The organism is Streptomyces sp. NPDC058375 (assembly GCF_042723425.1).
Classification (GTDB): Bacteria; Actinomycetota; Actinomycetes; order Streptomycetales; family Streptomycetaceae; genus Streptomyces; species Streptomyces durocortorensis.
Window position 1 is genome coordinate 1 of the sequence record NZ_JBHXJG010000019.1, and the last position, 19,896, is coordinate 19,896.

General features: G+C 72.8%; 20 protein-coding genes and 2 pseudogenes. 10 read left to right on the forward strand and 12 right to left on the reverse strand.

The genetic code is table 11. The features are described 5' to 3' along the window. Window positions 1–42: 42 nt before the first annotated feature. Window positions 43–1,323 carry a cation:proton antiporter gene (locus tag ACFWM7_RS05445; protein ID WP_383255355.1) on the reverse strand — a complete coding sequence of 427 codons (1,281 nt, stop codon included), beginning with the start codon at window positions 1,321–1,323 and terminating at the stop codon, window positions 43–45. 259 nt (window positions 1,324–1,582) lie between these two features. Between ACFWM7_RS05445 and ACFWM7_RS05450 the strand changes: the two genes are divergently transcribed. After that, on the forward strand, window positions 1,583–2,182 hold the full coding sequence (locus ACFWM7_RS05450; RefSeq protein WP_383255357.1) for a flavodoxin family protein: 600 nt from the start codon (window positions 1,583–1,585) through the stop codon (window positions 2,180–2,182). Between the two features lie 30 nt (window positions 2,183–2,212). On the opposite strand, the gene ACFWM7_RS05455 is transcribed toward ACFWM7_RS05450, so the two are convergent. Beyond that, window positions 2,213–2,941: a GAF and ANTAR domain-containing protein gene (locus ACFWM7_RS05455; protein ID WP_383255359.1), complete on the reverse strand. Its 729-nt coding sequence runs from the start codon at window positions 2,939–2,941 to the stop codon at window positions 2,213–2,215. Between the two features lie 564 nt (window positions 2,942–3,505). After that, on the reverse strand, window positions 3,506–3,982 hold the full coding sequence (locus ACFWM7_RS05460) for an anti-sigma factor antagonist (RefSeq protein ID WP_383255361.1): 477 nt from the start codon (window positions 3,980–3,982) through the stop codon (window positions 3,506–3,508). A 220-nt stretch (window positions 3,983–4,202) separates the two neighbouring features. On the opposite strand from ACFWM7_RS05460, the gene ACFWM7_RS05465 reads away from it, so the two are divergent. The 5 genes from ACFWM7_RS05465 to ACFWM7_RS05485 all read left to right on the forward strand — a co-directional run bounded on the left by ACFWM7_RS05465 (window position 4,203) and on the right by ACFWM7_RS05485 (window position 7,841). Further along, the gene (locus tag ACFWM7_RS05465) at window positions 4,203–4,940 is read left to right on the forward strand and encodes a GAF and ANTAR domain-containing protein (protein ID WP_383255363.1); all 738 of its coding nucleotides are present in this window, start codon (window positions 4,203–4,205) and stop codon (window positions 4,938–4,940) included. 326 nt (window positions 4,941–5,266) lie between these two features. Further along, window positions 5,267–5,593 (forward strand): plasmid stabilization protein, encoded by a 327-nt coding sequence (locus tag ACFWM7_RS05470; RefSeq protein ID WP_383255366.1) that lies wholly within the window; start codon window positions 5,267–5,269, stop codon window positions 5,591–5,593. A gap of 59 nt (window positions 5,594–5,652) precedes the next feature. Further along, complete coding sequence (locus tag ACFWM7_RS05475; RefSeq protein ID WP_383255368.1) at window positions 5,653–6,126, forward strand: DUF5709 domain-containing protein; 474 nt, start codon at window positions 5,653–5,655, stop codon at window positions 6,124–6,126. Window positions 6,127–6,167: 41 nt separating this feature from the next. Continuing rightward, the gene (locus tag ACFWM7_RS05480; protein WP_383255370.1) at window positions 6,168–6,836 is read left to right on the forward strand and encodes an HAD family hydrolase; all 669 of its coding nucleotides are present in this window, start codon (window positions 6,168–6,170) and stop codon (window positions 6,834–6,836) included. A gap of 207 nt (window positions 6,837–7,043) precedes the next feature. After that, window positions 7,044–7,841, forward strand: coding sequence for a SigB/SigF/SigG family RNA polymerase sigma factor (locus ACFWM7_RS05485; protein ID WP_383255374.1), 798 nt, complete (start codon window positions 7,044–7,046; stop codon window positions 7,839–7,841). 65 nt (window positions 7,842–7,906) lie between these two features. On the opposite strand, the gene ACFWM7_RS05490 is transcribed toward ACFWM7_RS05485, so the two are convergent. Then, entirely contained in the window at window positions 7,907–9,097 is a 1,191-nt protein-coding gene (locus ACFWM7_RS05490; RefSeq protein ID WP_383255376.1) for an alcohol dehydrogenase catalytic domain-containing protein, read from the reverse strand. A 134-nt stretch (window positions 9,098–9,231) separates the two neighbouring features. Between ACFWM7_RS05490 and ACFWM7_RS05495 the strand changes: the two genes are divergently transcribed. Continuing rightward, window positions 9,232–9,768 carry a cysteine hydrolase family protein gene (locus tag ACFWM7_RS05495; RefSeq protein WP_383255378.1) on the forward strand — a complete coding sequence of 179 codons (537 nt, stop codon included), beginning with the start codon at window positions 9,232–9,234 and terminating at the stop codon, window positions 9,766–9,768. Between the two features lie 53 nt (window positions 9,769–9,821). Here ACFWM7_RS05495 and ACFWM7_RS05500 read toward each other — a convergent pair whose 3' ends face one another. The 4 genes from ACFWM7_RS05500 to ACFWM7_RS05515 are packed head-to-tail and all read right to left on the reverse strand — an operon-like array spanning window position 9,822 to window position 12,112. Next, window positions 9,822–10,862, reverse strand: coding sequence for an iron-containing redox enzyme family protein (locus ACFWM7_RS05500; RefSeq protein WP_383255380.1), 1,041 nt, complete (start codon window positions 10,860–10,862; stop codon window positions 9,822–9,824). Then, window positions 10,859–11,092 carry a CDGSH iron-sulfur domain-containing protein gene (locus tag ACFWM7_RS05505; RefSeq protein WP_383255382.1) on the reverse strand — a complete coding sequence of 78 codons (234 nt, stop codon included), beginning with the start codon at window positions 11,090–11,092 and terminating at the stop codon, window positions 10,859–10,861. The genes ACFWM7_RS05500 and ACFWM7_RS05505 overlap by 4 nt, the downstream gene beginning before the upstream one ends. 13 nt (window positions 11,093–11,105) lie before the next feature. Beyond that, window positions 11,106–11,846 (reverse strand): HemK2/MTQ2 family protein methyltransferase, encoded by a 741-nt coding sequence (locus tag ACFWM7_RS05510; protein WP_383255384.1) that lies wholly within the window; start codon window positions 11,844–11,846, stop codon window positions 11,106–11,108. 41 nt (window positions 11,847–11,887) lie between these two features. After that, a complete protein-coding gene (locus tag ACFWM7_RS05515) occupies window positions 11,888–12,112 on the reverse strand; it encodes a hypothetical protein (protein ID WP_383255387.1) in 225 nt (74 codons plus the stop codon). A gap of 220 nt (window positions 12,113–12,332) precedes the next feature. On the opposite strand from ACFWM7_RS05515, the pseudogene ACFWM7_RS05520 reads away from it, so the two are divergent. Further along, window positions 12,333–12,614 (forward strand): annotated as a pseudogene (locus tag ACFWM7_RS05520) (DNA alkylation repair protein); the annotation flags it as partial. 396 nt (window positions 12,615–13,010) lie between these two features. Here ACFWM7_RS05520 and ACFWM7_RS05525 read toward each other — a convergent pair. The 4 genes and pseudogenes from ACFWM7_RS05525 to ACFWM7_RS05540 all read right to left on the reverse strand — a co-directional run. Further along, window positions 13,011–14,156: an XdhC family protein gene (locus ACFWM7_RS05525; protein ID WP_383255389.1), complete on the reverse strand. Its 1,146-nt coding sequence runs from the start codon at window positions 14,154–14,156 to the stop codon at window positions 13,011–13,013. Next, window positions 14,149–16,302 carry a xanthine dehydrogenase family protein molybdopterin-binding subunit gene (locus tag ACFWM7_RS05530; RefSeq protein ID WP_383255391.1) on the reverse strand — a complete coding sequence of 718 codons (2,154 nt, stop codon included), beginning with the start codon at window positions 16,300–16,302 and terminating at the stop codon, window positions 14,149–14,151. Before ACFWM7_RS05530 ends, ACFWM7_RS05525 begins: the two co-directional genes overlap by 8 nt. After that, entirely contained in the window at window positions 16,299–17,291 is a 993-nt protein-coding gene (locus ACFWM7_RS05535; RefSeq protein ID WP_383255451.1) for an FAD binding domain-containing protein, read from the reverse strand. Before ACFWM7_RS05535 ends, ACFWM7_RS05530 begins: the two co-directional genes overlap by 4 nt. Before the next feature lie 108 nt (window positions 17,292–17,399). Continuing rightward, window positions 17,400–17,903, reverse strand: a pseudogene (locus tag ACFWM7_RS05540) (2Fe-2S iron-sulfur cluster-binding protein); the annotation flags it as partial. A 178-nt stretch (window positions 17,904–18,081) separates the two neighbouring features. Here ACFWM7_RS05540 and ACFWM7_RS05545 point away from each other — a divergent pair. Both ACFWM7_RS05545 and ACFWM7_RS05550 read left to right on the forward strand, forming a co-directional pair. After that, entirely contained in the window at window positions 18,082–18,663 is a 582-nt protein-coding gene (locus ACFWM7_RS05545; RefSeq protein ID WP_383255393.1) for a TetR/AcrR family transcriptional regulator, read from the forward strand. 103 nt (window positions 18,664–18,766) lie between these two features. Further along, entirely contained in the window at window positions 18,767–19,870 is a 1,104-nt protein-coding gene (locus tag ACFWM7_RS05550; RefSeq protein ID WP_383255395.1) for a hypothetical protein, read from the forward strand. The last annotated feature ends 26 nt before the right edge of the window (window positions 19,871–19,896 follow it).

The window sequence follows — 19,896 nt, forward strand, 5'->3', positions numbered from 1 at the left end:
GCCCTGACCCGTGCGCGCGGATCGGCGCCCCTCCCGCACGGGTCAGGGCGCCTTGGCCGAGCGCCGGTCGAGGTAGGAGGTCACCGGGGCCGCCGCGACCCCGTGGACCACCACGGAGATCAGGACGGCGAAGACGACGACCGCCCACATCTCCTCCTCGTACGCCCCGAATTCGCCCTCGCCGCAGGCGTAGGCGAGATAGAAGAGCGAGCCGATGCCCCGGATCCCGAAGAAGGCGGTGGCCGCACGCTCGTTGGGGCGGCCCGGGCCCCGCAGTTGGGCGAGCCAGCCGGTGGCCGGGCGTATGAGGAGGTGCAGCAGCACGGCGACCGCCGCGCCACTCCAGGTGAGGGCGGCCAGGCCGCCGGAGGCCAGGTAGGCGCCCACGCCGAAGAGGAGCAGGGCCATCAGCAGGCGTTCGATCTGCTCCACGAAGGAGTGCATCACCTGGTGGTAGCCGTGGCTGTGCTCCGACCTGCGCAGGGCACACGCGGTGGCGAAGACCGCGAGGAAGCCGTAGCCGTGCAGGGCCTCGGAGACGCCGTAGGACAGGAAGGTCGCCGCCAGGGCCACGAACCCCTCGCCCTGTTCGGCGAGCCGCAGCGACCTGGCGCGGGACCGGAAGAGCAACCGGCCGAGCAGGAGGCCGATGGCGAGGCCCACCGCCACGCCCACCGAGATCCGGACGAGCACGTCGCTCCAGGCCCAGTGCGCCATCCAGCCCCCGGTCCAGCTGTCCCCGGCGGCGGCCAGGGCGACGGCCGCGAGGACGAACGGGAAGGCGAGGCCGTCGTTGAGTCCGGCCTCGCTGGTCAGTGCGAAGCGGACCTCGTCCTCGTCCTCCTTCTCGGCGGACGGCTCCCCCACGCGCACCTCGGAGGCGAGGACGGGGTCCGTCGGTGCGAGGACCGCGGCCACCAGGAGCGCCACGGAGACCGGCCAGCCGAGCAGTGCCCAGGCGGCGAGCGCCGTCGCCCCGATCGTCAGCGGCATCGCCAGCCCGAGGAGCCGCCAGGTCGCGGCCCAGGAGCGCCATCCGAAGGGGCGGTTGATGGCCAGGCCCGCTCCCATCAGCGAGACGATCACGCAGAGCTCGGTGAGGTGGTGGACCCAAATGCGATCGGCGACCGGGTCGAACTCGGGGAGCGGCAGCGGTGTCAGGTAGAGGACCACTCCGGCGGCGAGGAAGACGATCGGCACGGACACCGGCAGCCGGGAGAGCAGCCGGGGCAGGGCCGCGGCGAGCAAGGCTCCGATGCCGAGGCATCCGTACACCGCGCCCTCGGTGGTGATCTGCACGTCCGGGCTCACTCTCCCTGTCATGTCGTCAGGCCGGGCCCTGGGCAACGGTTTCGGGTGTGCGCGGGTCGGCGGGGTTCTGCGCCGTCTACCCCTGTGCGGGTGTTCAAACGGAGTGCGCGCAGGGCCGAGGACCGAAGGCCGGGAACCGGAGCGCTCCTTCCGTTCGGGGCATTCTGCGGGGCCGGTGCGTACGCATGGGCCTCACGGGGCACCAGTGTCGCCGTGCCCGTCGACCGGCACTCCCCTCCCCCGCCCCGCGGCCCGAAGGAGACACTTCGTCATGCGCGCACTCGCCCTCGTCTGCAGCCTGAACGCCTCGCCCGCCCCTTCCAGCAGTCACCGCCTCGCCGAGCAGGTCATGGCGCAGTTCGCCCGCCACGACGTTCGGGGCGAGATCGTCCGGGTCGCCGACCACGACGTCCGGCCGGGGATCGGGGTGGACATGGGCGACGGTGACGCCTGGCCGGCCCTGCGGGAGAAGGTCCTGGCCGCCGACATCCTGCTGATCGCCACGCCCATCTGGCTCGGCCACCCCTCCAGCGTCTGCCAGCGGGTCCTGGAGCGCCTGAACGCCGAGTCCTCCGAGACCGACGACGAGGGCCGCCCGCACACCTACGGCAAGGTCGCCGCCGTGGCCGTCGTCGGCAACGAGGACGGTGCGCACAAGGTGAGCGCCGATGTGTTCCAGGGCCTGGACGACGTAGGCTTCTCCCTGGCGCCCGGCGCCGTCACGTACTGGGTCGGCGAAGCCATGCAGGGCACCGACTACCAGGATCTGGACGAGACGCCCGAGGCCGTCGCCTCGACCACCGCGGCGCTCGCGGCGAACGCCGCCCATCTGGCCCGGCTGCTCTCCGACCGCCCGTATCCGGCGTCCTGACGAGCCGTCGGGCAGGGCCGGGGGCCTGGGTCAGCGCCGGGGCTGGATGCGGCCCTCGGGCGGGACCTCGCCGGTGATGCTGGCGATCAACTCGGCGCAGAGCTCGCGCAGTTTGATGTTGCGGTGCTGCGATGCGGTGCGCAGGACGTCGAACGCCTTCTCCGGGGTGCAGCGTTGCTGGCCGACGACCACGCCGATCGCCTGGTCGATGACGGTGCGCGAGCGCAGGGCGGCCTCCAGGTCCGCGGCGAACTCCTCGGTGTCCGCGATGCGCTGGGCCAGCGCGATGGCTCCGGTGGCCTGCGCCGTGAGCAGCCTCAGCGCCGTCAGGTCCGCCGTGTCGAAGGCGTGCGGGACGGGCGCGTACAGGTTGAGGGCCCCGGCGGTGTGGCTGTGCGGGGCGATCGGCAACGAGAGCGAGGAGCGGGCGCCGCAGACGGCGGCGTACGCCGGGTAGTCGGCCCAGCGGCTCTCCCGCAGGGTGTCCGGCACGCTGACCTCACGGCCGGTGCGCATCGCCTGGAGGCAGGGGCCGTCGTCCTGCCCGTACTGGGCCTCGTCCAGCTTCGTGGCGCTGGCCCCCACGCTGGACACGGTGACGGGACGTCCGAGCCGCTCCAGCGTGATGCCGCAGCCGTCGGCCTCCTCCACCAGGGCGAGGGCGCTGCGGGCGAGGGCGTGCAGGAACTCGTCCAGCGACGTCGTATCCAGGAGCAGCGCGGTCGTGTCCGGCGCCTCGGCCACGGGCCTGTCAGTCATGATCATCTCGTTCTGGGCGGTGACCCGCCGCTGAAAAGGGCGGGGCAGAGCTGAGCGGCGCGGTCCGGGCCGCCGAAAGGGAGCAGCCGCCACCTACGCACCGGCGCCGAGCGGGCTCCGGGCGTGGGGCGGTGAGGGGTCAGGCGTCGCTGCGGGACGGCCGCCGAAGGGCGGGCGCGCCGACGGCCGCAGGGGGAGGTGTCGTCGGTGGGGCGCCTGGGGGGTGGAATCTCGTCGCGGGTGGCCGGGCGCGGGATGCCCGTAGAGGAACGTGCGGGGCGCCGGAAGCACCGGCGGCCGGGGTCATGACCGAGGCCATGAGGGCGGCGCGGCGACGAGGACAGAGGTTCACGGGACACTCCACGGAGGCAGGAAGAATTCTCAAGGGCCGTTTCCTGACCTCCAGCCCTTCATTATGCCCTCATCGTTCGGCGCGGTCGGCCCGGCGTCGGGAAGCCGGCCCGGCTCGGCCCGAAAACGCCCCGGCACGACGGAAACCGTGCTCGTCGAAGGCTCCGCCCGAGGCGTCGGCCCCTGTCAATGCCCCTCCGCCGTCCTCCTCCGTCAGTGTTCCCCCGGGAAGCGGGGGCGGGAGGTGTCCGCGTACGGGCCGAGCGGCCCCTTCGGGGCCCGGGCGGCAGGCAGCGCACTTCGCCGGTCGCCGGACTTCCCGTTCCGCGACGCCTCGGGCTCCGGCCGGCATCCCCGGCTGCGCAGCTCCGCGCCCGGAAGGGTGGAGGCGACGCGCAGGACGCGGTGGAGGCCGGCGGCGCCCAGCACCTCGCGGGCCGTGTCGTACCCGGCCACCACCGCCGTCGAGACCCCGCGCTCCTCGGACAGGCCCCGGACCCGCAGGAGCAGCCCCAGGGCCCGGGGGGTCAGCAGGGGGGTGCGGATGTCCACGATGAGCGCCCGGGGCCCGCAGCACGGCAGCAGCCGGATGATCTCGCGCTCGATCGCCGACTCGTTGTCGAGGTCGACCGTCTCGCCCAGTTCTACTACCAGGTGCGTGGCATCGAGGTGATAACTGAGCAGGAACATGGGCACTCCAGGGAAGCAGGGCTGAGTGCGCGGCCGCTCCCTGACCTGCGTACCGCGCGTATGCCCGGACTTCGGCGCTCGACACCTGCCGCGGCCGCAGGAGCGGGAAGGGGTCCGCACAGGGAGGCTCGTGGGCGGGGTCCGCAGCCGAAGGGGCGCCGCGCTCGGACCCGTATGGTGCGATGCTGGTCACAGGGTTCAGGCCCGGAAAGGAGCGACCATGACCAACGACGGAGTGCTCACTCCGGGCCCGCCCGACCTCGTCTCCCTCCTGCTGGACACCGACACGCTGGACGACTTCCTCCGGGCGCTGGCCCAGAGCGCCCTGCTCATGTCCCCCACGGCCGACGGTTGCGGGGTCACTCTGGAGCGCCGGAACCGCCCCCTGACCGTGGCCAGCGCGGGTATCAGCGCACCGCCGCTGGACGAGGCCCAGTACCGGCAGGACGACGGCCCCTGTCTGGAGGCCCTGCGCGAGGGACACGAGGTCAGCGTCGGCGACATGCGCGAGGAGGGCCGGTGGAACGGTTACCCCGCCTTCGCGGTCACCTCCGGAACCCGGTCGTCGCTGTCGCTGCCGATCGCGGCGCACTCCCACACGGCGGGCGCCCTCAATCTGTACTCGCCCAAGGAGAACGGCTTCGCGGACGCCGATCTGAGCGCTCTGCGCGCCCTCGCCGCCCAGGCGACGGGGGCCGTCGCGCTGGCCCAGCGGCTCTCCGACACCCGGACCTTCACCGCTGATCTGGAAGCCGCCCTCCAGACGCGCGCCGTGATCGACCAGGCGGTCGGCATCGTCATGAACCAGCGTCGGTGCAGCTCCGAGGAGGCGCTCCAGACCCTGCGCACCGCGTCGCAGCACCGCAACGTGAAGCTCCGCGACCTGTGCGCCCAGTTGGTCGGCAGCGTCTCCGGCGCCCCTCCGGCCGGCGGCCCCGGCCTGCGCCCCCGTCCGTGACCTGACGACGGGGACGTACCGAGGACGTACGGGCGAACGCCGTCCCGGGGAATGTTTGGCCTCCGCTGCGGGGGTACTCCAGCATCAGGTATCCGGCGTACGCGGAGCTCAGGCGCCGACCGGTTGGGAAAGCAGCCGTCGGCGCCGTCCGCCGACTTCAGGACCACTCCTTCTCCCGCCTCCAGGGGCGATGTTCCGGTGTGCGTTGTTTAGTGGGATCCGTACGGGAAACGCGGTGGGCGTCCCCCGAGGAAAAGGGGGCGTCGCCGCGCCGGGTGACGGTTCCGGGCCCGCGACGCCCCCTGAGACGGAATGAGGAGCACGTCATGCCGGCTGGATCCAACAAGAAGCGTGAGCGGCAGTACGAGCACATCAAGGAGAGCCAGGAGGAGCAGGGCGCGTCGACGGGCCGGGCGAAGGAGATCGCCGCCCGCACCGTCAACAAGCAGCGCGCCCGGTCCGGCGAGTCGAAGACGGCGAGCAGGACGTCGACGCAGGACAAGAAGTCCGCCTACGAACGCGGCGGCGACCGCTCCCACAAGGGCGCGCAGGGTCCTACGAAGGACCAGCTCTACGCGGAGGCCAGGAAGAAGAACATCGACGGACGCTCCTCGATGAGCAAGGAACAGCTCCGCAAGGCCCTCGGACGCTGACGCCCGCCGCCCCGGGCAGCATCCCGGGGCAGGCCGCCCGCACGACGGAGGAGCAGGACATGCCCGCAGACGCACGTGGCGACGATGTGTACCAGCCTCAGGACGACGACGGCCGGATTCCGCCGAACGACGAGCTCGACCTGGAGAACACGCTCGGCGAACGGGATCTGGACGACCAGATGGAAGAGGGCTACTCCCCTCCCGAACGCCCCCTGGGTGTCACGAAGTTCGGTACGACGGGGGCGGAGGAGCAGCGCGGCGAGTCCCTGGACCAGCGGCTCGCCCAGGAGGTCGACGATGTGGAGCCGCCCGCCGGCGACGGCATCGGCGACCTCGCCGAGGGCGACGGGGAGCCCCAGGAAGGGTCCACCGTCGAGCCCCGGGCAGGCCGGCTCAGTGCGGCGGACGACGCGACCGGACGGGACAACGACGTGTTCGCCGAGGACGTGGGCATCGACGGCGGCGCGGCCTCGGCCGAGGAAGCGGCCGTGCATGTCACGGACGAGGCGGACATCCAGGGCCGCGAAGCCTGACTGCGAGGGAAGCGGGGGAACGGCGAGAGGAACGGGTGAGCATGGCGGGCGCGGCGATCTTCGATGTGGACGGCACGCTCACGGACACCAACCACCTCCATGTGGTGGCCTGGTGGGAGGCGTTCCGGCAGGCCGGGCACACCGTGCCGATGCCGGACATCCACCGGGCGGTCGGGCTCGGCTCCGGTGATCTGATCGAGCGGCTGCTGGGGGCCGACCGGGACTCCGAGCAGGACGAGTCCATCAGCTCCGCGCACACGGTGCTCTACGCGACGTACTTCGACCGCCTCCCCGCCTTCCGGGGCGCGGGCGATCTGCTGCGCACGCTGACCGGACGCGACTGGCGGGTCGTCCTCGCGACTTCGGCGAGCGGGGCGGAGCTGGCGGCGCTGCGGCGGGCCGTGGACGCGGACGAGGCGATCCAGGACACGGCGAGCTCGGACGACGTCGACCGGGGCAAGCCCTCCGCCGAGCCCGTGGAGCTGGCCTGCCGGCTGGCCGGCGTCGCTCCGGAGCAGGCGGTGTTCGTGGGCGACACGGTGTGGGACATGGAGGCGGCGACCCGGGCCGGGGTGCGCGCGGTGGCCCTTCTGTCGGGCGGCATTCCGCGCGCCGACCTGGAGCGGGCGGGAGCGGAAGCGGTCTACCGGGACGTCGCCGATCTGCTCGACCACCTCGACGACAGCCCTTTCGGGCCGGGCCCCGGCTGACGCGCGTACCGGAGACGTCGGCCTGTGCCCGACAGCCGGCCACGTTCGCACGACAGCCGCCCACGTTTAATGACCATTTTTGCGGGTATGGGGTGTTTTGCGCTTCGGACAAGAGGTGCGCCTGTGGGATTCCGGGCGGTGCCTTTGTCCGGCCCGGTGATCATCCCGCGGCGAGCCGACCCCACCTTCGACGAGGAGTGACCCCCCATGCAGGCTGCAGCCGTCCCCGAGCCCGACCACGCCACGGACACCCGTTCGCCCGACCAGGCGTTCCAGCGGCTCCGGGCTCTTCCTCCGGGCCCGGAGCGGGACGCGCTGCGCGACGAGACGATCTGCACGTGGCTCCCGATGGCCCATCGGATCGCCACCCGCTTCCGTAACCGCGGCGAATCCATGGACGATCTGCGGCAGGTGGCCGCGATGGGGCTCGTCAAGGCGGTGGACCGCTTCGACCCGCTGCGGGGCAAGGCCTTCGAGACCTACGCCGTACCCACCGTCACCGGCGAACTCAAGCGGCATTTCCGCGATCACACCTGGGACGTCCATGTACCCCGCCGGGTCCAGGATCTGCGCAACCGGGTGCGGGTGGCCCGGCGCGACCTGGCGCAGGAGCCCGGCGGCAGGGCCCCGACCTGCGCCGAGGTCGCGTGCGCCACCGGGCTCAGCGAGGACGACGTGTTGCTGGGCCTGGAGGCCCTGGAGAGCTACAGCGCCCTCTCCCTGGACGCCGAGCCTACGGGAGTCGAGGGCGGCTCGCCCCTGACCGACCGGCTGGGCTCCTGCGACGCGGCGCTGGACATCGCCATCGACCGCGAGGCCGTCAAGCCGGGGCTGCGGGAGCTCCCGGAGCGGGAGCGGACCATCCTGTACCTCCGCTACTTCCGGGACATGACCCAGGTCCGGATCGCCGAACAGCTGGGCATCTCGCAGATGCACGTGTCGCGGCTGCTCAGCCAGTCCTGCGCGCGCGTGCGCGACGGCGTGCTCCAGGGAGCCACCACCTGACAGTCCCGGAAAGCCGGGCCGCCCCTGACCTGTCGGGGATCCCGGGCAGCTGGATCCCCGGCAGGTCAGGGGATGAGCAGGGTCTTGATCATGCCGTCATCCTTCTTCCGGAACGTCTCGTAGGCCCCAGGGCCCTCCTCGAGCGGCAGGTGGTGGGTGGCGAAGGAGTCCACGCCCAGCGGGTCGTCGTCGGTGAGCAGGGGCAGCAGGTCGTCGACCCAGCGTTTGACGTTGGCCTGGCCCATGCGGAGCTGGATCTGCTTGTCGAACATCGTGAGCATCGGCATCGGGTCGGCGGAGCCGCCGTAGACGCCGGAGACGGAGATCGTGCCGCCCCTGCGCACCAGGTCGACCGCCGTGTGCAGCGCGGCGAGGCGGTCGATGCCCGCCGTCTCCATCATGCGCTGCGCGAGGGCGTCGGGGAGCAGGCCGACTGCTGTGTGCGCGGCCTTGGCCGCGGGCGAGCCGTGAGCCTCCATGCCGACCGCGTCGATCACCGCGTCCGTGCCGCGCCCGTCGGTGAGGTCGCGGACGGCGTCGCCGAGGTCCTTGCCCTTGCCGTACCGGCGCAGGTCGAGGCAGGTGGCCCCGTACCTGCTCGCTCGGTCGAGTCGGTCGGGGACCAGGTCCACGCCGATGACGAGATCGGCGCCCCGGTGGCGGGCGATGCGGGCGGCCATGGCTCCGATGGGGCCGAGGCCGAGGATGGTGACGCTGCCGCCGGGCGGGATGTCGGCGTACTCCACGGCCTGCCAGGCGGTCGGCAGGACGTCCGACAGATAGACGAACCGGTCGTCCAAGGGGCCGTGCGGGACCTTGATGGGCAGGTCGTTGCCGAAAGGCACCCTCAGGTACTCGGCCTGGCCGCCCGGCACCTGCCCGTAGAGCTTGGTGAACCCGAACAGGGACGCCCCCATGCCGCGCTCCCGCACCTGCGTCGTCTCGCACTGCGAGTGCAGCCCCTGCCCGCACATGTGGCAGTGGCCGCAGGACACGTTGAAGGGGATCACGACCCGGTCCCCCGGGGCCACGGCGGTGACCTCGGACCCGATCTCCTCCACCACCCCCATCGGCTCGTGGCCCAGAATGTCGCCCGGGTCGAGGTAGGGCCCGAGCACCTCGCACAGGTGGAGGTCGGAGCCGCAGATGCCGGTGGACGTGATCTTGACGATGATGTCGGTCGGGTCCTGGATCCGCGGGTCCGGGACGGTCTCCACCCGGACGTCCCGCTTTCCTTGATAGGTCAATGCGCGCACGGTCGCACTCCTTTCCGTACACTCCGGTTGCCATGGCGGCTCTTTTTCCCGCAGTGGACGAACGCCGGGTTCCCTGCACGTCCCGACCCAAACAACACGTCCGGGCCTTTGAAAGGCTTTGAGAGGATGGATCCATGGGAAACAGCGTTCTCATCGTCATCGACATGATCAACACGTACGACCACCCCGACGCCGAGCGGCTCGTCCCCTCCGTCCGTACGGCGCTTCCGCACCTCACACGCCTGATCGACCGTGCTCGTTCGGAGGGTGTTCCCCTCATCTACGCGAACGACAATTTCGGAGAATGGCGCTCCCATCACGGCGAGATCATCGAGACGACTCTCGCCGGCAAGAACGCGGAACTGGTCAAGCCCCTGCTCCCGGACGACGATTCCCTTTTCGTCGTCAAGGCTCGGCACTCCATTTTCTACGAGACGCCGCTCAGCTATCTGCTCTCCGAATTGACGGCAGACCATGTGGTGCTCTGCGGCCAGGTGACGGAGCAGTGTGTGCTGTATTCAGCGCTCGACGCGCATATCCGGCATCTGCGCGTGACGGTGCCGAGGGACGCCGTGGCGCATATCCACGGCGATCTCGCCGAGGCCGCGCTGCGCATGATGGAACGCAACATGGGGGCCACGATCCTCGACGCGGACGACGTGTCCTTCTGAGTCCCGCCTCCTCCGAGTCCCGCCTCCTTCTGAGTCCCGGCCCTTCTCAGGTCTCAGGGCTGCGTCAGCGGTGTACGCAGGGCCGAGCGGTCCTCATGCCACGCCGCCAGCAGGTGGTCCCCGAGGAGGTCCTCCAGGTGCCCGGTCACCTCGATGCCCAGGACGACGTCGGCCGCCAGTTCGGGCTCGTCCTCCAGCAGGCCGCCGATCACCTCGTGGCGCACCACCTGTTCGTGGACCGCATCGGCCTCCACATGCTCGTCGTAGAACCGTTGGGCGGCGGGGCCCGCTCCCGCGCGGCGCAGGGCCCGGGCCAGCCGCCTCGACCCGGGGGGTGAGGTGATCTCCACGGTGGCGAAGTGCCCGACGAGCGCGCCGCGCAGCCGCCGGTGCAGGCCGAACAGGGACATCATGTTGACGATGGCCAGCGCCTGGGCCGGGGCGGCGTCGAGGTAGTGGCCGTACCGGGCGTCGAGGCCGAGGTCGGTCATCAGGTCGGCGAAGAGCTGTGCGTGGACGTTCTCCGCCCGCCCCGCCCCGAATTCGTCGAACTCGACGGCGACCATCGCCGCTTTCGCCCGGCCTCGAAGCCTGGGCACCACCCACAGGTGCGGATCGGCTTCCTTGAGGTGGTAGAGGGAGCGCACGGCGGCGTACTCGTGCAGCTGCCACAGTTCCCCCTCCCGCTGGAGGTGGTGGCTGACGCTGTGGCCGTCGTCCCCCACGGGTTCCAGCTGGAGCGCGTCCACCGCCTCCGCCACGTCCTTCCCGCCCGAGCCGCCGTCGCGGCGCAGCGCGTCCAGGAAGACGTCCTCGGCCGCCGCGCGCACGCCGAGCAGCGCGGGATCCCATTCCAAGCGCTCGTCCACCCCCGCGAACCCCCGGTAGTGCAGCTCGTACAGGACGTACAGGAGCAGCTGGAGGTCGTCCCCGTACGGGTCGGAGCGGCGGACCGCTCCGGCATCGGGCAGGCGGGTTTTGCCGCCCGCCAGCACGGCGAGGACGCTCTCGCTGAGAGGTCCGCGCCCGGCAGGGAGCGCGGGGGACGCGGCGGGGCTGTCGCTGTCACGGGGGGTGGCGGCCTGGGTCGTCACGATCGGGGGTCCTCCTCGCCCTCCTGGGGCTGTCGGCCGTCCGGGCGGCTCTCCGAGGGCCCGGCGGGCTTGCGGCGGCGGTGGCTGGTGTCGCACCAGGGGTAGGTGCGGCTGCGGCGGCAGGTGCAGATCGCGACGACGAACCGGTCGGACCGGGTCGTCGTACCGTCGTCGCCGACGACCTCGACCGGCCCTTCCACCAGGATGGGGCCTTCCCGGTTCACCACCACGCGACGTGGTGCCTCATTCCTTGCGGCCACGGATCACCACCAGTTCCTCCCTGTCCAGCCGGTCCCGCAGCAGCCCCCGGTCCCGCAGCCAGGCGGCCCGGCGGCGGGTGACCGGTCCGAAGGGGATCGTGACCCGGTCGGTCACGGAGACGTCGAGACCGGCCGCTGACAGTCGGCCGACCGTCTCCTCGGGGCGGCTCAGCCCCGACTGGACCAGCAGAAGCAGACCGCCGGGGCGCAGGGCGGCGAAGGCGTCGTCGCAGATGCGGTCGAGGATCACCCGGCCGTCGGGGCCCGCGTCCCAGGAGCGGCCGGGCCCGTAGCGCGGCACCGACAGGCCGGGGGCCGGAACGTACGGAGGGTTGCTGACGACGGCGTCGAACGTACGGCCCGGCAGGGCCCGGAGCAGGTCCCCCCTGCGTACGGTGACGGGCAGGCGGGCGAGCGCGGTGTTGAGCCGCGCGGACGCCACGGCCCGGCGGCTGATGTCGACCGCGGTGACGCGGGCGCCGAGCCGGGCGGCGTGCAGGGCCAGCGCGCCGGTCCCGGTGCAGAGGTCCAGCAGGTCCGTGCCCGGGCCGATTCCCTCGCGGCGCATGGCGAGGGCCAGCAGAAGCGTGTCGGTCTGCGGGCGGTACACCCCGGGAAGCCGCACGACCCGGCCCGGCCGTGGTCCTTCCCCGTCCGGCCGCCGTCCTTCCCCGTCCGGCCGTGGAGCTGCGCCGGACGCGTCCGGCAGGGCCTGCCGCGTCATCGGGTCGTCCTCGCCCTCGGGTACCCGAACCCCTCGCCCGTTCAACGGCCGGGACGCCCGTCGGGCCGGTCCCGCTGTTCGAGGTGGCGCGCCTCGGACTGTCGGCGCCGGCCCTCGTCCCGGCGGCTCTGGTCGTCGAGCGCCTTGCCGTCCGATTCCTTGGCCAGCCCGCGGGCCTTCAGGACCTTGGCCCGCAAGATCCTGCGTACGTCACGCATCGTGTCCTCCTGTGCGCTCAGCAGTAGTTCCACTGTCGAACGGTTCATGGCTCCTCGTCCTCGGCGCGCCACCCAAAGTCCGGCACCGGGCCGGTCCGGCTCCCTGTGGCTCGCGCCGCTGTACTGGAGTGACCCCGAACGGCCCCGCTAAACGCGGGGTGCCGTCGTACGCTGAATCCCCCGTTCGGGTCGGCAGAACGCCAGTCGGCAGTACGACAGCCCGGCGGACGGTCAGTCGGACAGCCGAGCAGACGGAGAGGAGGCCCAGGTGGCAGGAGCGAGCCCGACCGACGCCACGGTGGCGGAGCTGCTGGCCGAGCTGGCCGCGCTGGAGGATCCGAAGGCGCGCGCCGTGAACGAGAAGCACGGTGACGATCACGGAGTGAACCTCGGCAAGCTGCGGGCCATCGCGAAGCGGCTCAAGACGCAGCAGGAGCTCGCCGTCCGGCTGTGGGAGACCGATGACACCGCGGCGAAGCTGCTGGCGCTCCTGATCTGCCGCCCGAAGGCGTTCGAACGTGACGCGCTGGACCGCGCGGTCCGACGAGCGTGTCGGTGGTGAGCACGGCGACGACCGCGAGCGCGGCGGACGTGCTCAGTAGGGCTCGGGCGCCATCAGTGACCGCTTGGGCGCCCTGACCGCCGTGGTGGGAGAAGACCGCGCCGAGCGCCGCCGTGCCGACACCGACGCCGAGGGAGGCGAGGGTGGAGACCTTCCCCGCGGCCCGCCCCCCGGCCGGGCTCAGGCCGAGGCCGTCCGAGAAGTACAGCACCAGGTAAACCGAGCCGCCGATGGTCAGGACGCGGGAGAGGAGCACGGCCGGCGCTTGGAGGCCGCCGGGGCCTCGGACGCCTCCGCCACGCCCGCCGTGCCCGCCACGCCCGCCGTGCCCAGGCCGCGGGGCAGCACCCGTACGGGCCGTCGTCGACCGGATCCGCGGCGGCCTCAGAGCCGGCTGACGACCCGTCGTTCCGGGCGGGGCTCCCGGTGGATGGGCTCCGTTCCCCCGGTCAGCGGCAGGCCCGTGCCGCCGCGCCGGGCCGCGACGATCTCCGCCGCGATGGACAGCGCCGTCTCCTCCGGCGTACGGGCTCCGAGGTCCAGGCCGATGGGTGACCGCAGCCGCTCCAGCTCCCGGTCGCTCAGGCCCGCCTCGCGCAGCCGCCTGGTCCGGTCCTCGTGGGTCCGGCGGGAGCCCATCGCGCCGACGAACGCGGCGGGCCTCCGCAGGGCCTCCGTGAGCAGCGGCACGTCGAACCGGGCCTCGTGCGTGAGCACGCACAGCACGGTACGGGCGTCGGTGTGGGTGCTCCGCAGATAGCGGTGGGGCCAGTCGACGACGACCTCGTCGGCCTCGGGGAACCGGGCGGGCGTGGCGAAGACGGGCCGGGCGTCGCACACCGTCACATGGTGGCCGAGGAACTTGCCGGCCCGGACCAGCGCGGCGGCGAAATCGACCGCGCCGAAGACGATCATGCGGGGCGGCGGGACGCTGGTCTCGACGAGCAGGGTGAGCCCGCCGGGGCAGTGCGAGCCGTCCTCGGAGAGGGCTACGGTGCCGGTCCGGCCGGCGTCCAGCAGGGCCGAGGCCTCGGCCACCGCCGTACGGTCCAGCTCCGGGTGGCCGCCGAGCCCGCCCTCGTGGGAGCCGTCGGCGCGGACGAGCAGCGACCGCCCCAGGAGCCCGTCCGGCCCGTGCACCACCCGGGCGAGGGCCGCCGCCTCGCCCGAGACGGCCGCGGACAGCGCGGCCCGCAGCACGTCCCGGTCCGGCGAGTCGGCCCGTACCGGCGTGACCATGATGTCGATGACCCCGCCGCAGGTCAGCCCGACGGCGAAGGCGTCCTCGTCGCTGTAGCCGAAGCTTTGCCGGACGCTCTCGCCGTCGCTGAGGGCCTGCGCGCACAGTTCGTAGACCGCGCCCTCCACACAGCCGCCGGAGACCGAGCCGATCGCCGTGCCCTCGCTGTCGACCGCGAGGGCGGCCCCCGGTCCGCGCGGCGCGCTGCCGCCGACGGAGACGACGGTGCCGACCGCGAACTCCCGGCCCTCCGCCATCCATCGGTGCAGCTCACCGGCGATGTCAAGCATCCACCGCTCCCCCGGCGGACTCCGGGGCGGCAGCCGCGAGGACCCGGTCGGGGCGGATCGGCAGGTTCCGATGGCGTACGCCGGTGGCGTGCCAGACCGCGTTGGCGACGGCCGCCGCCGCGCCCACGATCCCGATCTCCCCGACGCCCTTGATGCCGACCGGGTCCTCGGGGTCGTGGTCGTCCACCCAGTCCGCCTCGATGTCCGGCACGTCGGCGTGCGTGGCCACGTGGTAGCCGGCGAGGTCGGGGGCGTAGTGGCCGCCGGTGTTCCGGTCCCGGACCGCCTCCTCGTGCAGGGCCATGGAGATGCCCCACGTCATCCCGCCGACGAGCTGGTTGCGGGCGGTGAGCGGGTTGACGATCCGGCCCGCCGCGAAGATGCCCAGCATGCGGCGCACCCGGATCTCGCCGGTGGCGGTGTCGACGGCGACCTCGGCGAACTGGGCGCCGTAGGAGTGCCGTTCCTTCTGCGCGAGCGCCCCGAGGGCCTCGGTGGTGTCGGACCGTACGGTGATGCCCTCCGGGGGGATCGACGTGCCCACCGCGAGCCGCTCCCGCAGTTCGGCGGCGGCCGCCGTGACCGCCCAGGCCCAGGAGCGGGTGCCCATGGAGCCGCCGGCGATCATCGCGGGGCCGAAGTCGCTGTCGCCGATGCGGACCCGGACCCGCCCGGGTGCGGTCTCCAGCGCGTCGGCGGCGATCAGGGTGAGCGCGGTGCGGGCTCCGGTGCCGATGTCGGCCGCGGTGATCCGTACGGTGAAGGAACCGTCCGCCTCCGCCGTGACCAGGGCGGTGGACGGGGCGGCCCCGGCGCCGAAGGAGGCCGCCGCCGTGCCGGTGCCCAGCAGCCAGCGCCCGTCGCGGCGGGTGCCGGGACGGGCATCGCGGTCCGCCCAGCCGAACCTGCGCGCGCCCTCGCGGAAGCAGGCGGCCAGATTGCGGCTGCTGAACGGAAGCCCGGAGACGGGACCGACGTCCGGTTCGTTGCGCAGGCGCAGTTCGATCGGGTCGAGCCCGCTGCGTTCGGCGAGTTCGTCGAGGGCCGCCTCGATCGCGAACGACCCCGGGGCCTCCCCCGGTGCGCGCATCCAGGTCGGGGACGGCACGTCCAGCCGGACGACGTGGTTGGCGGTGCGGTGGGCCTCGGCGTCGTACATCACCCGGGCGACGCCCGCACTGGGCTCGACGAACTCGTACACCGTGGAGGTCTGGTTCAGCGAGCGGTGCTCCAGGGCCAGCAGCCGGCCGTCGGGGGCCGCGCCGAGCCTGACCCGCTGGGTGGTGGGGCTGCGGTAGCCGCCCAGCGAGAACGTCTGACGCCGGGTCAGCACCACGCGTACCGGGCGGTGCAGGGCGGTGGCGGCCATCACGGCGGACACCTGGTGGGCGCGCAGGCCCTTGCTGCCGAAGCCGCCGCCGATGTGTTCGGAGCGCACCCTTACCGAGGACGCGTCGAGGGAGAACATCGTGGCCAGTTCGTTCTGGACCCAGCCGGCGCCCTGGTTGGAGTCGACGACCTCCAGCCGCCCGCCGTCCCACCGGGCGGTCGCCGCGTGCGGTTCCATCATGCTGTGCTGCTCTTCGGGGGTGCTGTACTCGGCGTCCACCACATAGGCGGAGGAGGCCAGTTGTGCCTCCAGGTCGCCCTTCTCCGTCTCGGCCGGCATATGGCCGGCGGCGGGGTAGGCACCGGGGTGGTCGGCGACGAGTTCGGTGTCGTGCGGTTCCTGGTCGTACGTCACCACGAGCGCCTCGGCCGCCTCCCTGGCCTCTTCGGGGGTCTCGGCGACGACCAGCGCGACCGGCCAGCCGGCGAACGGCACCCGGTCGTCCTGGAAGACGGCGGAGGTCGGGTCCGGCGGGGTGCCGAGCATGCCGACGTAATCGGTGTTCAGGCGGGGGGCGTTGCCGTGGTGCAGCACAGTGAGCACGCCCGGCATGGCGAGCACCGGAGCGGTCTCCACGTCGAGGATCCGGCCACGGGTGACGGTGGACAGCACGAGCCAGCCGTGGGCCAGGTCCGCGAAGGGGATCTCGCCCGCGTAGCGTGCCGCGCCGGTGACCTTGTCACGGCCCTCGATCCGGGTGTGGGCGACGCCGACTGCCCCGCGGAGCGTCGGGGGGCCCGGGGTGGTCGTCGTCATCGGGCGTCCTCCCCGGCGAGTTCGGTCAGGACGGAGACCACGAGGTTGCGCATGAGGGTCACCTTGTATCCGTTGTCGGGCAGCGGCCTGGCGGCGGCCAGTTCGGCGTCCGCGGCGGCGGCGAAGGTCGCGCCGCCGGCCGGTGCGCCGGTCAGGACGGCTTCGGCCGCACGGGCACGCCAGGGACGGGAGGCGACGGCCCCGAGGGCGAGGCGCGCGTCCCGTACGACGCCGTCCTCGATGTCGAGCGCGGCGGCGACCGAGCCGATGGCGAAGGCGTACGAGGCGCGTTCGCGCACCTTGCGGTAGCGGGAGCGGGCGGCGACGGGCGCGGCGGGCAGGGTCACGTGGGTGATCAGCGCGCCGGGCGGCAGGGCGGTCTCCCGGTGCGGGGTGTCGCCGACGGGGAGGTAGAAGTCGGTTATCGGCGCTTCGCCGGGCCCGTCCCCGCTCTCGTAGGAGACCACGGCATCGAACGCGGTGAGGGCCACGCCCATGTCGGAGGGGTGCACGGCCACGCAGTGGTCGGAGGCGCCGAGGACGGCGTGGTTGTGGTGCTCGCCGGCGACGGCGGGACAACCGCTGCCCGGGGCCCGCTTGTTGCAGGGCTGGGAGACGTCGGTGAAGTAGCCGCAGCGGGTGCGCTGGAGGAGGTTGCCGCCGACGGTGGCCATGTTGCGCAGCTGCCCGGAGGCTCCGGCCAGCAGCGCCTGGGCCAACGCCGGGTAGTGGCGGCGGACTTCGGGGTGGGCGGCGAGGTCGCTGTTGGTGACGGTCGCCCCGATGCGCAGCCCGCCGTCCGCGGTGGGTTCGATGCGGCCCAGGGGGAGTTCGCGGACGTCGACGAGGAGGGCGGGGCGTTCCACGCCGGTCTTCATCAGGTCGACGAGATTGGTGCCGCCGCCGAGATACCGCGCGTCGGGGTCGGCGGCGAGGAGGGCGACCGCGCCGGAGACGTCGTGGGCGCGCTGATAGCCGAACTCCTTCATGCGGCGGCTCCTTTCGCGGTGGTGGGGGGGGGCCTCGGCGTGCTCCTCGGCGGGGCGCTTCTCTGCGGCGTGTTCCTCTGCCGCTGCCGCGCGGGCGACGGCCTGGACGATCGAGACGTAGGCACCGCAGCGACACAGGTTGCCGCTCATCCGCTCGCGGATCTCCTCGGGCGTCAGGGGTGGCGGTGGCGCGTCAGGGCTCAGGTCCCCGGTGACGGCGCTCGGCAGGCCGGCCGCGTGTTCCTCGATGACGGCGATGGCCGAGCAGATCTGCCCGGGCGTGCAGTAGCCGCACTGGTACCCGTCGAGGTCGAGGAAGGCCTGCTGGACGGGGTGCAGGCGATCACCCTCGGCCACGCCTTCGATGGTGGTGATCTCGCGCCCCTCGGCCGCGACCGCGAGGCTGAGGCAGGAGACGACGCGCCGCCGGTCGACCAGGACGGTGCAGGCGCCGCACTGTCCCTGGTCGCAGCCCTTCTTGGTGCCGGTGAGGTCGAGGCGCTCGCGCAGGGCGTCGAGGAGGGTGGTGCGGTGGTCGATGGGCAGGTGGTGCTTCTCGCCGTTGATGTTCAGGGTGATCGCACTGGACGTCGACGAGGATGATGGGGCCATGTTCAGCCTTCTCTGGTGTCAGGTGACGAGAAACCGGGGCCTCGGTGGGGCGGCCGCCGATACCGGCCGGGAGTAAGGTAGCCCTAACCGGACTGCTGTCCGCTTACCTGGCAAACGTAACGGACAGCTGTCCGGTTAACAAGAACGGGTTTCGGCCACGAACCCGCGAGGAGGAAGCGTGTCCCAGCCGAAGAAGGACCCCGCCCTGCGTTCGGACGCTCAGCGCAACCGCGAGCGGATCCTGCGCGTGGCCACGGTCGAGCTGACGCTGCGCGCGGACGCCCCGCTGAGCGCGATCGCCAAGAAGGCGGGGGTCGGGCAGGGCACCTTCTACCGCAACTTCCCGCACCGGGAGGCGCTCGTCCTGGAGGTCTACCGCTACGAGATGCAGCAGGTCGCCGACGCGGCGGGCGAGTTGCTGGAGACCCGCCCGCCCGAACGGGCCCTGCGCGAGTGGATGGACCGCCTCGCCCGCTTCGCGATGACGAAGGCCGGTCTGGCGGACGCGATCCGGCTGGTGACCAGCGCGCCGGGCGGCCCCGCCAGGCCAGGCCCCACCCCGGTCATGGAGGCGGCCGGGAACCTGCTCCGCGCCTGCGAGGACGCCGGGACCGTCCGCCCCGGGGTGACCCCGGACGACTTCTTCCTCGCCATCGCCGGTCTCTGGCAGATCGATCCGCACGAGGACTGGGAGCCGAGGGCCGGCCGGCTCCTGGATCTCGTCATGGACGGTCTGCGCGCGGGGGCGCCCGGCCGGTGACCGGGCCACCGCCTCCGCTGTCGGCGGGCCGTGTGATGATGCCCCGTGCGCCGCTCGGACCTGGGGAGGGACCGGGCGCGGAAACAGGGACGGGAGCAGTGGGTTGAGCAAGGGTGGGGCGTCCGTACCGGACGAGGAGTGGGAGCGTTTCCTGAGGGAGTCCGAGGCCGGCAGCCCGGGCGCGCCCGAGGAGCCGTCGGCGCGGGCCCGGATGGTGACGCGGCGGCTTCAGGACGAGCCCGATCCGCCGCGGGGGTGGCGGACGCACGAGCCGCCCCGGCGACAGCGCGGCAAGGGCTGGTACGCGTTCGGCCTGGCGGTCGTCATCGTGCTGCTGGTCGCCGTGGCCGTCGCCCCCGGCCGGATCGTCGGCTGGTTCGACGGCGGGGCCGCGGTGGACACCCTGCCCCGCGCCGCGGAGTCGGAGCGCCCCGGCGGGCCGCCCGGGCTCGAGGCGGACGGCCCGCCTCCCACCCAGGACGAACCGTTCGCCGGATCACCGGCAGCACGGTGGGCCGATGGCGCGGCCGGCATCCGTCTGCCCGCGCCACGGGCGACCGGCTGGATGAGCGAGGCGGAGGTCGGCAAGGCGCTGCAGCGGACCCGGGACTTCCTGGTCGCCTCCGCCCTCGACCCCGCGGTGCTGCGCGGCGAGCGGCCCGAGAAGGCCATGGCGCTCATCAACCCGCACCAGTCGGACGTCCAGGACTTCCTCACCAAGGCGTTCGGCGCGCCCGATCAGGAGAACGATCCTCTGCTGCTGTTCAGCCGCTTCCGGTCCGCCGACGTGCGGCCGGTCGGGGACGTGGTCAAGACCCGCGGCCGGGTCACCTTCCGGGAGGGCGAGAGAGGCGCGGTGGAGGTCTCCACCGATGTCACCTACGTCTACCCGGTCATGCGCGCCTCGGGGGACAGTGACGAGGTCGCGCGCACCATCGTGCGCCGCGAGGTCGTGATGGGCTGGGACGACCCGGCGAAGATCATGATCGAGCCGGGGACCTTCTCCCTCGTCTCCTACAAGGTGGACACCACCAACGGCGGTTGCGACACCTACACCGGCTATCTGATCCCCGCGTTCCTCGCCGACCGCGCCACCGCCGACGGGGGCGACGGCCCTGCGGTCGACCCGTACGACCGGAGCACGCCGATCGAGGAGCGGATGAGGGAAGGCGACGACGAGGGCTGCGGCACCGCCACCCGCTCCTGAGGGAGAGCCACCCGCCCCTGAGCGCC